This is a genomic window from Intrasporangium calvum, assembly GCF_028446585.1.
GTDB classification, from domain to species: Bacteria; Actinomycetota; Actinomycetes; order Actinomycetales; family Dermatophilaceae; genus Intrasporangium; species Intrasporangium calvum_A.
Genome location: NZ_JAPFQL010000043.1, coordinates 16,328 through 29,214, shown reverse-complemented (window position 1 = coordinate 29,214; position 12,887 = coordinate 16,328). Strand labels below are relative to the sequence as shown.

Here is a 12,887-nt window from a genome sequence, read left to right as displayed (position 1 = left end):
GACTCTCCCGCACGTACGGGAGAGTCGGGACCGTCCGGAGCGAAGCGGGCCGTCGTCCAGCGGACGAGCTGCCCTTCCGAGGCGATGGTCAGCGGGTGCGGACCGGGCGTAGCTCGGCTGCGGCCGCGAACTGGAGGCCGTTCGTCGCGCTCAGGGCCTCGAGACGCAGGTAGCGCGCCGTGTGCGGCGCGAATCGCACCTCCTCCTCACCCTTGGTCGCGGCGAAGGTGCCCGCCGCCACCTGTGTCCACGTCACGTTGTCGTCGCTGACCGACAGCACGTAGTCGGCGATGTCGCCGTTCGTGCCGGCGGCGCGGCGAAGGTACCGCAGCGCCGTGAGCGGCTGGGCGGCGCCGAGGTCCACGGTGATCTGGTGCGGGTACGTGGCCGCGGTCCCGGTCCACTTCGAGTGCCAGATCGTCGCCGGGTTGCCGTCGACGGCGTTGGCGGCGCGACCGTTCTCGCCGACGGTCTCCTCGCTGGAGAACGAGCCGATCGAGAGGTCGGCGGCCGGCACGAGCTCCTCACCGGCGCGCAGGTCGTTGGACACCTCCACGCTGTGGATGGTCCCGACGAATCCCCACCGGTTGTTCGGTGCAGCCGGGGCTCCGTTGACGGAGAAGTGGCCTCGGTTCATCCCGAGGGTGAGGTTCGGCTCGCCGCTCGGGTTGAGGGCGTGCGGTTTGGTCAGCGCGGTGACGTCTGCGAAGAAGCCCTGCGCGTCGACCTGGGCGATGACCTCGTCGTCGAGGATCAGCGACGTCACGCCCCGGTTGCTCGCGGCGATGAGCTCGTGGACCTTGCCGTCGGCGACGTCGACATTGCTCTGGAGCCGCACGGGATAGGTGCTCGCCGCAGTGCGGACCTCGACGTAGGGCTTGCCGCCATTGAGCGAGACGATGACGTCGCGCACGGCGCTGATCGGGTCGGCGAGCGACAGCAGGGTCCCCACGACGGGGCGCGAGGAGGTGCTGAACCGCACCGTGACGGCCCCGCCCGTGAGGTCCTTGACGGCGCCCACCCGGTCGGTGAGGTCGGTGATGGTCGAGCCGTCGTACGTGCGCTCCGTCGTGTCGCTCAGGACGACGTTCCCGCCCTTGACGACGATGCTGCCGCGACCGTGCGAGGTCCCCTTGTCACTGAAGAAGGTGGCCGAGTAGGGGTACGCGTTCGTCGTCGCACCCTCGGGCACCTGGACGGGCACCCGCACCGTCACGGTGCGGCCGCGGTCGATCTTGCCGACCGTGACCTCCGGTGCCGAGAAGCCCGCCGGCACGTCGAGCACGACGCGTCCGCCGTCGATGGCGCCCGTCTCCTGGCTGGTCACGGTCACCTCCACCTCGGCGGTGCCACCGGGCGCGCCGGCGGTCGTGGCGCGGCTCGTGATCGGTGCGCACACGCCGTCCAGCCAGTCGGCCCCGAAGCGGGCGAAGCTGATGTGCTGATAGCCGCCGCGCTCGTAGAGGAGGCCGAACTGCCCGTCGCCCAGGGGAGTGAGGGTCGAGTACTCGGCGGCGCCCGCCTCGACGACCTTCTTGATCGGCCAGGTCTCACCGTTGTCACAGGACTGACGGATGGTGAGGTTGCGTCGACCGCTCTGGGTCGCCGTGTTGCTGAAGAGGAGCTTGCTCGCGTCCGGTGAGCTCGGGGCCGCGTCGCGGTCGTAGCGGATGATCGACCCGTTGTTCTGCGGGTCGATCAGCTCGTCATCGGAGCGGAGGCCCGACCAGGTCTCACCGCTGTCGCTCGAGTAGGCGACCTTGCGGTAGCCGCCCGGGGCGCGCGAGTTGAGCATGAGGCGCCCGTCGGAGAGCTCGACGACCTTGTTCTCGTCCATCCCCGGCCCGAGCAGCTCACCGAAGCGCCACGTCTCGCCGTGGTCGTCGCTGATCAGGCTGGCCGCCCAGTTCCCGCCCTGGTATCGGACCGCGTACTGCTGGACGAGCCGCCCCTGATGCGGGCCGCGTTGGATCTGGATGCCCTCACCGGACGCGGCGAAGAGGCCGGCCCAGCGCGGGTCCTTCGCCTCGTTGGTCAGGCGGCGGTGCTGCCAGGTCAGGCCGTCGTCGTCGGACCAGCTGACATCGGCGTGCAGGACGTCGGGGTCCGAGTCGTCGTTGCCCGTCGTCGAGCCGAAGTAGCCCTGGTTGATCGACGCGGCGTGGAAGAGCCAGATCCGACCCGTCTCGCGGTCGGTCACGAGGCTCGGGTCGCCGAAGCCGGGCTTGCCCGGCTCGTAACGGACGACCTGGCGGTCCTGCCAGGTCGTGCCGGCATCGGTGCTGCGCCGGACGACGAGGGCGATGTTGCTGGGCACGTCGCCGTACGTCGGGCGACCGTCGTAGGCCGCGACCAGCGTGCCATCGGTCGACTGCGTCAGCGCCGGGATGCGGTAGACGGGGTAGCCGTCGCCGGTGTGGTCGAGGTCGGTGCGAAAGATCCCCGGCTCGTCCGTTGCGGCCACGGACGAGACTGCGGGGATCACTCCCAGTGGAAGGGCCAGACTGAGGGCGAGGCCGGTGACGGCCGCGCGACGTGCAGGCATGGAACTGCTCCTCTTCATTGAAGAAACCAGGTCAAACAGGTCATCGGACATACGATGTCTGATGACCATATTCGCCCGTTTGAGTCCCGGCAAGAGCAGATCCACGCTTCGAAGCGGCACCGGGCTCAGCGGCATACGCCCTGATGCAGCGCTGGCGGAGGTCAGCGGAAGAGCGCGTCCACCAGCGGAATCCGCCGCCGGTAGCCAGCCAGGAGCTCGCGCGCGACGGTCACCGAGTCGACGAGCGGGTGCAGGGCGAAGGCCTTGACGGCGAGCCCCGGGTCGCCCGTCCGGGCCGCCTCGATGACCAGCCGGTCGACGGCCTTGACCTGCTGGACCAAACCGAGGTGGTGCAGCTCGAGCGGAGCTCGCGGGTGGGGCGTGGGCCCGCTGCGATCGACCCGGCACGGGACCTCGACCACCGCGTCCTCCGGCAACCCGGGCACCGTGGAACCGTTGCGCACGTTGAGGATCAGCTCCGCGGGCTCGTCGCGCGCGATCGCCGCCATGAGGGCCAGCGCGACACCCTCGTACCCGCCACCCTGCGCATCCTCCTCGTCACGCTCCTCCCCCTCGGCGCGCGCCTCCTGCATGTAGGTGGCGTTGCGGTCGAGACGCACCTGCTCCCACTCGCCGAAGGGATCCGTGCTCGACTGCCGGGCAGGCGCATAGAAGGCCGCCTGCTGCGCCACGAGGTACTCGCCCCGCGTCTGCTCCGCCGCACGGGCCTTCGCCACCGCCTCGCGGGTGAAGTAGTAGTAGTAGAGGTACTCGTTGGGGATCGACCCGAGCGAGCGGAGCCACTCCGTGCCGAAGAGCCGGCCCTCCTCCATGCGGGCCAACCGCGCGTCGTCTGCGAGCAGCTCAGGCAGCCGGTCCTTGCCGTCGACCGTCACCGCGCGCAGCCAGCCGAGGTGGTTGAGCCCGACGTAGTCGAGCCGGGCGTCCGACTCGCTGGCTCCCAGGAGCCGGATCGCCTTGCGTGCCATGGCGATCGGACTGTCGCAGATCCCTACGACTCGGTGTCCCAGCACGGCCGACATCGCCTCGGTGATCATCCCGGCCGGGTTGGTGAAGTTGATGACCCACGCATCGGGGGCGAGCGCAGCGACCCGGTGGGCGACGTGGAGGGCCACCGGGACGGTGCGCAGCCCGTAGGAGATGCCGCCCGGGCCGACGGTCTCCTGCCCGAGCAGGCCGTGCTCGAGGGCGACCCGCTCGTCCGCGGTGCGCCCCTCGAGGCCTCCGGTGCGGATCGCACAGAAGACGAAGTCGGCACCCTCGAGCGCCGCGTCGAGGTCGGTGCCGGTCCGGACGCGCGGAGGATCCGGGACGCCGGCCGCCATCGCCTCGAGCACCTGGGTGATCGTCTCGAGCCGGCCCTCGTCGACGTCGTGCAGCCACACGTCGGTGATCCGCCGCTCGCTGCGGTCTCGCAGGAGGGCGCCGAACACCAGGGGAGTGCGGAACCCGCCGCCGCCGAGCATCACCAGCTTCATGCCTCGATCACCTCCGTGCCGCCCTGCCGCCGTGCCGCCGTTCCCCCGCGGCGAAACCCACCGTAGCAACGCCCGACCACCGCAGCGTCGGGCTGAACGGCCCGCGGGGGTGTGCTTGCCCAGCCCCGGCGCCGCTGGAAGGATCCCCAACATGGGTGGGGCGACAGCAGGAGGCACAGCGACGTCCGGGCCGCACGTGCCACACCCTCCCCGCCGACCTTCGCCGAGCCCGCCGGACGAGCGCCGACGGTCGACCGACCTCGACGTCTTCATGGCCGGCACCGTCTTCCTCGACATCGTCTTCACCGGGCTCGACCACCGACCGGCAGGCGGCGAGGAGATGTGGTCGACCGGCATGGGCTCCGCCCCAGGCGGGATCGCCAACCTCGCCGTCGCGGCGAGCCGGCTGGGGCTCCGGACCGGCCTCGCAGCGGCGTTCGGCGACGACGCATACGGAGACTTCTGCTGGTCCACCCTCGCCGAGCAGGAGGGCGTCGACCTCTCCCGGTCGCGGCGGTTCCCCCATTGGCACACACCGGTCACCGTCTCCATGGCCGACGCCCACGACCGAGCCATGGTGACCCACGGCCATCCGCCGCCCGTGGACCTCGGCGAGATGATCGGCGCCCCTCCCCGATCCGCCGCCGCCATCGCCGACCTCGGGATGACCTGGTCGGGCGGGGAGAGCGCCCGGACCTGGGTGCAACGCGCCAAGGAGCAGGGGACCCTCGTCTTCGCCGACCTCGGCTTCGATCCCACCGGCGCCTGGGACCGCACGGTCCTCGAACAGCTCCGACACTGCCACGCCTTCATGCCGAACGCGGTGGAGGCGATGGCCTACACCCGGACCGAGACGCCTCAGGAGGCGCTCTACGCGATCGCCGACCTCGTCCCGCTCGCCATCGTGACCAACGGCGCCCACGGGGCGCTGGCCCTCGACACGGCCTCCGGTGAGGAGGTCGCGGTGCCGGCGCTGCGGACCCGCGCCCTCGATCCGACGGGCGCCGGGGACGTCTTCGGCGCCGCCGTCGTCGTCGGCACGTTGGAGCGCTGGCCGCTGGTCGACCGGATCTCGTTCGCCAGCCTCTGCGCCGCCCTCGCGGTCCAGCACTTCGGCGGCTCCCTCGCCGCACCCGGGTGGGGCGACATCGCAGACTGGTGGGCGGACCTGCGATCGGTTGCGGGTGCGACCGCCTACGAGCACTCGCTCCTGCGCCGGTTCGCCTTCCTCGACGACGTCATCCCCACCGGGCCGATCGCCACCACCCGTCGGGCCGAGGCGACACTCGCCCACCTGAGCGACCTCCCACACCCCGACGGCGCCGCGCCCCCACCAGCATCGATGTGAACGACAACCAAGGAGTCACCATGAGTCGCAAGGTTCTTCGGACCACCGCCCTCGCTGGTCTGGTGGGCGTGCTGGGCCTGGCCGCCTGCACGCCGGGGTCAGGCGGCACCGCCGCCCCGAGCCAGCCGGCTCCCAACGCGTCCGTCACCACGGACGCCGCCTCCCTCGGCAACGTCACCCTGACCGTCTGGGACCAGGAGGTCCGCGGCGGCCAGGAGAAGCAGATGTCGACCCTCATCTCCCAGTTCCAGCAGGCCTACCCCAACATCAAGATCGAGCGGGTCTCGCGGTCCTTCGACGACCTGACCAAGACGCTCCGGCTGGCGCTGAGCGGCAAGGACGCGCCGGACGTCGTCCAGGCCAACAACACCCGATCGCAGATGGGCGCCTTCGTCACGGCGGGCGAGCTGGTCAACCTCGACCCGTGGGCCAAGGCCTACGGCTGGGACCAGCGCTACCCGGAGTCGGTGCGGGCCGTGTCGTCCTACTCCACCGACGGCACGACGTTCGGCTCGGGCAGCCTCTTCGGCCTCCCCCAGGTCGGCGAGGTCGTCGGCGTCTTCTACAGCCGCAGCAAGCTCGCGAAGCTTGGGATCCAGCCCCCCACCACGTGGGCCGAGTTCGACGCGGCCCTCGCCACCGCCAAGGACAAGGGCGAGGTGCCCCTCGTCCTCGGCAACCTCGAGAAGTGGCCGGCCGGGCACGTCTTCGGCGTGGTGCAGGGGCGCTACGTCCCCGCCCCGGAGATCCGAGCCCTCGGCTTCGGCCAACCGGGCGGCGACTGGACCTCGGCCGAGAACGTCAAGGCCGCGCAGACGCTCGTCGACTGGGTCGACGCCGGCTACTTCAACTCCGGTTTCAACGGCCAGGACTACGACCCGGCGTGGCAGGGCTTCACCAAGGGTGAGGGTGTCTTCCTCATCGCCGGCTCATGGCTGCAGGCCGACCTGTCCGCCGCGATGAAGGACGATGTCGGCTTCATGCTGCCCCCGCCGTCCGAGGCCGGCGGCACGGCCGTGACGACCGGTGGCACCGGCCTGCCCTTCGCCATCACGAGCAAGGCCGAGAACAAGGACGCCGCCGCTGCCTACATCAACTTCATCACCAGCCCCGACGCGATGAAGGTGCTGGCGGAGAACGGCAACCTCCCGGTCGTGGAGACGTCGCAGCAGACGGCGCCCGACGCGCTGGGCAAGGACGTCTACGCCGCGTTCGACGCGGTCTCCCGGGCGGACGGCCTCGTCCCCTACCTCGACTGGGCGACGCCGACCATGGGCGACACCCTCGGCGCCACGCTCCAGGACCTGCTCGCCAAGAAGGTCAGCCCCGCGGACGCGCTGGCCACCCTGCAGAAGGACTACGCGGAGTTCACCTCCAAGTGAGCTCCGGCACCGGCAGCACGACGAGGAGAGCCGGCCCACCGGGCGAGCCCCGGCGGGTCGGCTACCTCTTCGTGCTGCCCGCGTTCGCGGTGTACGCCGCCTTCGCGCTCTACCCGCTCCTCAAGGCGGTCTACCTCTCGCTGTGGCACTGGGACGGCCTCACCCTCGCCACCTGGGCCGGCCTGTCGAACTACGCCGACGTGCTCGGCGACGAACGGTTGCGCGGTGCCTTCGCGCACGCCTTGGTGCTGATGGTCTTCTTCGCCGTGCTCCCGCTGCTCGTCGGGCTCCTGCTCGCCGCGGTGCTGCACCGGGCGAAGGTGCGCGGGCTGCCCTTCTTCCGCACGGTCGTCTTCCTCCCGCAGGTCGTCGCCATGGTTGTCATCGCCGTTGCGTGGCGGCGGATCTACGCGCCCGACGGCTCCCTCAACAGCCTGCTCGGCGCCGTGGGACTCGACTCGTGGGCCCGCGGCTGGCTCGGTGACTACACCTTCGCGCTGCCTGCGGTGGGCGTCGTGGGCACTTGGCTCGAGAGCGGTCTGGTCACCGTGCTCCTCCTCGCCGGGATGTCGCGCATCCCCACGGAGCTCTACGAGGCGGCCCGGCTCGACGGGGCGGGACCCGTCCGCGAGTTCCTCAGTGTGACCCTCCCCTCGGTCCGGGCCGAGATCGCGGTCGCCCTCACGCTGACCGTCATCGCGGCACTCAAGACGTTCGACCTCATCTACATGACGACCTCCGGCGGCCCCGGGTACTCCACGACCGTCCCGTCCTACGAGGTCTATCGGCAGGCCTTCGAGGTCGGGCAGGTGGGCCTCGCGAGCACCATCGGCGTCGTCCTCACGGTGATCATCTTCGCCATCTCCTTCGTCATCACCCGCATCGGCGACCGGGGCGGTGACTGATGCGCGTCTCCGGCTCCGAACGTCTCGCCAACTACGCCATCCTCATGGCGTTCGCGGTCTTCGCGCTCTATCCGCTGGTCGGCATCGTCGCTGCCGCCCTCCAGCCGGACACCCAGGCCCCGGGAGGCCTGGCCAACTTCGGGCAGGCTTGGGAGATCGGCCGGTTCGGCTCCTACCTGCGGGCCAGCGCGCTCGTGTCGGTCTTCGTGGTGGCGGTGAGCACCGTCCTGTCCATCCTTGCCGGGTTCGCCTTCGGGACCATGCGGTTCCGGGGCAGCGAGGCGCTCTTCTACGTCATGCTCATCGGCATCATGGTGCCCGCCGAGGCGATCGTCGTCCCGCTCTTCTTCGACCTGCGCGCACTCGGGCTCACCGACACGTTCTGGGCGCTCGCCCTCCCCCAGGTCGCCCAGTCGGTCGCCTTCGGCACCTTCTGGCTGCGAGCCTTCTTCCGGTCGAGCAACCGCTCCATCATCGAGGCAGCCCGGCTCGACGGGGCCTCGACGTGGCGGATCCTCTGGCAGGTGCTCGTGCCGCTGTCCCGCCCCGCCCTGGTCACCCTCGTGGTCCTGACCTTCATGTGGACCTGGAACGAGTTCCTCATCCCGCTCGTCATGGTGCCGACCAACGAGTCCCTGCGCACCGCTCCGCTCGGGCTGGGCTTCTTCTCCGGCCAGTACACGCAGGGCTTCTCGCTCCTCGCGGCTGGGGCCGTCATCGTGGCCGTGCCCGTCGTCGTGCTCTACCTCTTCCTCCAGCGGCACTTCATCGCAGGGATGCTGGAGGGCGCGGTGCGCGACTGAGCCCGGCACGCGACAACCGAGTGGGGAGACCCCGAGGGCCGCCCCGGGCCGGGACCTTCAGCCCCCGACGGTCACCGTGGGACAGGGTGGCAGCGTCGGACCGGTCGACGTCTGCTTCGGGACCGGCCCGAACTCCTTCCAGGCGTTGCCGAGGACGAGGTCGATCGTGTCTCCCTTGCGCTTGCCCTTGACGAGCTTGGCGCCCTTGATGTGCTGGGCGAGCAGCTTGGCCGACTCCTCACCCTCGGGCCCGTAGCGGATGTGCGCCGCTTCCTTGATCGTCTTGTTCTGGGGGTCGTTGGCGACGAGGGCGACCTTGAACCCCCGGTCCGCCGCCCGTTTCGACGTGGTCAGGGCCAGGCCTGAGCGGCTCGTCGCGTTGTAGACGTTGACCGTGACGTCGGCCGGCCGCAGCGGCGCCTCGACCACCTCGGTCGTGCAGGGCCCGGGCTTGGGAGCGGTGTCGCGGAAGTAGGTCGAGGCGTAGTAGAAGGCACCCGCCAGGGCGAGGAGGAGGACCGCGAGCGTCACCGTGGCGCGACGCCGGCGGCGTGCGCGGAACTCGAGCGCTTCCGCGTCATCGACCAAGCTCATGGGACTCCTCCACACTCACCTCCAGAGCCGCTCCCCCGACGAGATCGACAGAGCCTGTGTCAGGAGAGTACGAGTACTCGCGCGTGGAGAACAGGCCGCTGCTGCAACGCGGCGCGCAGCGCCCGGTGCAGACCGTCCTCGAGGTAGAGCTGGCCCTCCCACTCCACGCAGTGCGGGAAGAGGTCGCCGAAGAACGTGGAGTCGTCGGCGAGCAGGCCGCGCAGGTCGAGCGTGCTCTTCGTGGTGATGAGCTCGCCGAGCTGGACCACGCGGGGCGGGACGTTGGACCAGTCCTTGGCCGTCACGAGGCCGTGGTCCGGATAGGGGCGGGAGTCACCGACGGCCTTGAAAATCACGTCGCCACTATAGGCAGGGTTGTCGCCGGCCGTGGCTAGAGTGCGAGGCGTGACCGACCCAGCCGCAGCGATGACCCAGCTCGACGAGATCGTCTCCGGATACGCCTTCGAGGGTGGCGTGATCAAGCTCGGCGCCGCCGTGCTCGACGGGGAGGCCCACCCCGACGCGCCGGTCCAGGTGCCGCTCAACGTGCTCAACCGGCACGGGCTCGTCGCCGGCGCCACGGGGACGGGCAAGACCAAGACGCTGCAGCTGATGGCCGAGCAGCTGTCCGACGCCGGCGTGCCGGTCTTCCTCGCCGACATCAAGGGCGACCTGTCCGGCCTCGCCAGCGCGGGCGAGGGCGGCGACAAGATCACGCAGCGAGCGACATCCGTCGGCATGCCGTGGGAGGGCCGGGGCTACCCGACCGAGTTCTTCTCCCTCGGTGGCCTCGGCAGTGGGATCCCCGTGCGGGCGACGATCACGTCCTTCGGTCCGGTGCTGCTGTCCAAGGTGCTGGGGCTCAACGCCACACAGGAGAGCAGCCTCGGCCTGATCTTCCACTATGCCGACAAGAACGGCCTGGCCCTGCTCGACCTCAAGGACCTGCGCGCGGTCATCACCCACCTCACCTCGGACGAGGGCAAGGCCGACCTGAAATCACTGGGCGGGCTCTCCTCGGCCACGGCCGGCGTGATCCTGCGCAACCTGATCACCTTCGAGGACCAGGGCGCTGACCGGTTCTTCGGCGAGCCGGAGTTCGACACCACCGACTTCCTGCGGACCACCGCCGACGGCAAGGGCGTCATCTCGTGCCTCGAGCTGCCGCAGGTCCAGGACCGCCCGCAGCTGTTCTCGACGTTCCTCATGTGGCTGCTCGCGGACCTCTTCCACGACCTGCCCGAGGAGGGCGACCTCGACCAACCGAAGCTCGTCTTCTTCTTCGACGAGGCCCACCTGCTCTTCGACGACGCGAGCAAGCCCTTCCAGGACGCGATCGAGCAGACGGTGCGCCTGATCCGCTCCAAGGGCGTCGGCGTCTTCTTCGTGACGCAGTCCCCCAAGGACGTGCCGGCCGACGTCCTCGCCCAGCTCGGCAACCGGGTCCAGCACGCCCTGCGTGCCTTCACACCGGATGACGCGAAGGCGCTCAAGCAGGCCATCGACACGTACCCCCACACGCAGTACGACCTCAAGAAGCTGCTCACGTCCCTCGGCATCGGCGAGGCCGTCGTCACCGTCCTGTCCGAGAAGGGCGTGCCCACGCCGGTGGCCTGGACGCGGATGAAGGCCCCGAACTCCCTCATGGACCCGTCCCCCCAAGCGACCGTCGACGAGATCATCGCCCGCTCGCCGCTGGCCCAGAAGTACGCCGAGGTCGCGGACCGCGAGTCGGCCTACGAGCTGCTCGCCAAGCGCCTCGAGGCCGCACCGACCCCTGAGGAGGACCCGGACCCCGAGCCGAGGACCGCGCGAGAGTCGGAGCCGACGCGCCCGCCCAAGGAGGATCCGGGCCTGGTCGAGCAGGTCGTGTCGTCGGGCGTCTTCCGCTCGATGCTTCGCTCGGCAGGCACGGTCATCGGCCGGGAGATCACACGGAGCATCTTCGGCACCTCTCGTCGGCGGCGCTGAGACCGATGAGCACGGATTCGCCTGCCCTGCAGGGCATCTCGGTCGTCACCATCGCGACGAACGTCCCCGGCCCAGTCACTGCTGCCCGCCTCAAGGCTCTCGGAGCGACCGTCACCAAGGTGGAGCCGCCCTCCGGCGACCTGATCACCAGCGTCGCCCCTGACTACTACGCCGAGCTGACCGCGGGGCAGGAGGTCGTCACCCTCGACCTCAAGACGCCAGAGGGTGGGGTCGCGATGGAGGCCCTCCTCTCGGCAGCGGACATCTTCATCACGTCGCACCGGCCCTCCGCGCTCGCCCGGCTCGGCCTCGACTGGGACAGCGTCCACGCGCGTCATCCGCGCCTGTGCCACGTCGCGATCGTCGGGCACCCCGGCCCCGACGCGGAGGTCCCGGGCCACGACCTGACGTATCAGGCGGTGAACGGCCTCATCCTCGCCGACGGCGGCACACCCCGACTGCCCGCCACCCTCATCGCCGACCTGGCGGGTGGTGAACGCGCGGCGACGGCAGCGCTGACGGCGCTCTTCGCGCGGGAGCGGACCGGCGCGGGCAGCTACTGGGAGGTGGCCCTGTCCGAGGCTGCGGAGGCCATGGCGGACCCCTTGCGGCATGGGCTGACAGCGCCGGGCGGCCTCCTCGGTGGCGCGGTCCCCGGCTATGCCATCTATCCGACCCAGGACGGTTTCATCGCCTGCGCCGCGCTGGAGCCCCACTTCCTGGCCCGGCTCCAGGGACTCCTCGGCGCCGGCGACCGCGACGGCCTCGCCGCGGCCTTCCGCACGCGGCCCGCAGCCGAGTGGGTCGAGTGGGCCCGGGAGCACGACCTGCCGATCGAGGCGTTGCCGCACGCCTGACCCCACCACGCGCGCAGGTGGGGGTGCGTCGCGAAGCGAGCTCAGCGGCATACGACATCGTCCGTATGCCGCTGAGCCGGCTCCGCGCCCACCCTCTGCTTGGGTGCCGGGTGGACGACCTCCTTGAACCTTGGCGGCGGCGTGCCGGAGGTACTGGCCGGGCAGCCAGAGGTAGGCGAAACCGCGACGGAGCCGCAACGCGACCTCGCTCCTCTAGGGTGGCCGAATGGCCGACGGCAGCCCTCCGCCCGTCCTCCCTGACGGGACGATCGTCCTTCGACTGCCCTTCGACGGGCGGTGGCTGGCCCAGAACAGCCCGGCCCGCCGAGTCCCGAGTCACGGCGTTGACCTCTTCGGCGAGACCTACGCCATCGACTTCGTCGCGGTCGACGACCGGCGCCGCAGCGCGCCACGGGACTGGCGCACCTGGCTCGCGACAGAGCCTCCGGAGCGGTTCATCGGCTTCGGCCGGCCGCTGCTCGCGCCCGCTGACGGCGTGGTCGTCGCCGTGCACGACGGCGAGGTCGACCACGAGGCCCGGCGCTCCCAGCTCGCCCTCGTGCCCTACGCCCTGGGCCAGGCGGCGCGTCTGCGCGGCGGAGTTCAGGCGATCGCCGGCAACCACGTCATCTACGAGCTGCGGGAACACCGGGCGTTCGTGGCGCTGGTCCATCTGAGGCGGGGGTCTCTGCGCGTGGCGGTCGGCGACCGCGTGGTGGAGGGGCAGCACCTCGCCGACTGCGGCAACTCCGGCAACTCGACGGAGCCACACGTCCACCTCCAGGTCATGGACAGTGCGGACCTGTCCGTGGCGCGGGGTGCCCCGATGGCCTTCCGCGACTTCCGCGAATGGCCCCGGCACCGGGGCGAGCCCGTGGTACGCGCCCGCGCCGTCCCAGGGGAGGGAGCGGTGGTCGAGCCGGTTTCCTGACCGTCCGGTCCCCATGAGTCGGGGGGCCTTGCCGCCACGTGATTGATCGACT

Annotated in this window: 11 protein-coding genes; 7 read left to right on the top strand and 4 right to left on the bottom strand. The window is 70.7% G+C overall.

All coding sequences use genetic code 11. From position 1 onward, the window contains the following. Nucleotides 1-88 precede the first annotated feature (88 nt). Nucleotides 89-2,545 carry a discoidin domain-containing protein gene (locus tag OO014_RS11190; RefSeq protein WP_272462396.1) on the bottom strand — a complete coding sequence of 819 codons (2,457 nt, stop codon included), beginning with the start codon at nt 2,543-2,545 and terminating at the stop codon, nt 89-91. Nucleotides 2,546-2,706: 161 nt separating this feature from the next. Beyond that, nucleotides 2,707-4,044: a 6-phospho-beta-glucosidase gene (locus tag OO014_RS11185; protein WP_272462395.1), complete on the bottom strand. Its 1,338-nt coding sequence runs from the start codon at nt 4,042-4,044 to the stop codon at nt 2,707-2,709. A 151-nt stretch (nt 4,045-4,195) separates the two neighbouring features. Here OO014_RS11185 and OO014_RS11180 point away from each other — a divergent pair, with 151 nt between their 5' ends. From OO014_RS11180 to OO014_RS11165, 4 genes are read left to right on the top strand one after another with little or no spacing between them, the layout of a single operon-like run. Further along, entirely contained in the window at nt 4,196-5,392 is a 1,197-nt protein-coding gene (locus OO014_RS11180) for a carbohydrate kinase family protein (RefSeq protein WP_272462394.1), read from the top strand. A gap of 20 nt (nt 5,393-5,412) precedes the next feature. After that, nucleotides 5,413-6,774, top strand: coding sequence for an extracellular solute-binding protein (locus tag OO014_RS11175; RefSeq protein ID WP_272462393.1), 1,362 nt, complete (start codon nt 5,413-5,415; stop codon nt 6,772-6,774). Beyond that, the gene (locus tag OO014_RS11170) at nt 6,771-7,679 is read left to right on the top strand and encodes a carbohydrate ABC transporter permease (RefSeq protein WP_272462392.1); all 909 of its coding nucleotides are present in this window, start codon (nt 6,771-6,773) and stop codon (nt 7,677-7,679) included. Before OO014_RS11175 ends, OO014_RS11170 begins: the two co-directional genes overlap by 4 nt. Next, the gene (locus tag OO014_RS11165) at nt 7,679-8,482 is read left to right on the top strand and encodes a carbohydrate ABC transporter permease (protein WP_272462391.1); all 804 of its coding nucleotides are present in this window, start codon (nt 7,679-7,681) and stop codon (nt 8,480-8,482) included. Before OO014_RS11170 ends, OO014_RS11165 begins: the two co-directional genes overlap by 1 nt. A 57-nt stretch (nt 8,483-8,539) precedes the next feature. Here OO014_RS11165 and OO014_RS11160 read toward each other — a convergent pair whose 3' ends face one another. Both OO014_RS11160 and OO014_RS11155 read right to left on the bottom strand, forming a co-directional pair. Continuing rightward, nucleotides 8,540-9,076 carry a LytR C-terminal domain-containing protein gene (locus OO014_RS11160; protein ID WP_272462390.1) on the bottom strand — a complete coding sequence of 179 codons (537 nt, stop codon included), beginning with the start codon at nt 9,074-9,076 and terminating at the stop codon, nt 8,540-8,542. A 59-nt stretch (nt 9,077-9,135) separates the two neighbouring features. Continuing rightward, nucleotides 9,136-9,432: a type II toxin-antitoxin system VapB family antitoxin gene (locus OO014_RS11155; RefSeq protein WP_272462389.1), complete on the bottom strand. Its 297-nt coding sequence runs from the start codon at nt 9,430-9,432 to the stop codon at nt 9,136-9,138. A gap of 70 nt (nt 9,433-9,502) precedes the next feature. Between OO014_RS11155 and OO014_RS11150 the strand changes: the two genes are divergently transcribed. The 3 genes from OO014_RS11150 to OO014_RS11140 all read left to right on the top strand — a co-directional run bounded on the left by OO014_RS11150 (nt 9,503) and on the right by OO014_RS11140 (nt 12,835). After that, complete coding sequence (locus OO014_RS11150; protein WP_272462398.1) at nt 9,503-11,047, top strand: helicase HerA-like domain-containing protein; 1,545 nt, start codon at nt 9,503-9,505, stop codon at nt 11,045-11,047. Between the two features lie 5 nt (nt 11,048-11,052). Then, entirely contained in the window at nt 11,053-11,904 is an 852-nt protein-coding gene (locus OO014_RS11145; RefSeq protein WP_272462388.1) for a CoA transferase, read from the top strand. Between the two features lie 226 nt (nt 11,905-12,130). Next, the gene (locus OO014_RS11140) at nt 12,131-12,835 is read left to right on the top strand and encodes a M23 family metallopeptidase (RefSeq protein ID WP_272462387.1); all 705 of its coding nucleotides are present in this window, start codon (nt 12,131-12,133) and stop codon (nt 12,833-12,835) included. Nucleotides 12,836-12,887 lie beyond the last annotated feature (52 nt).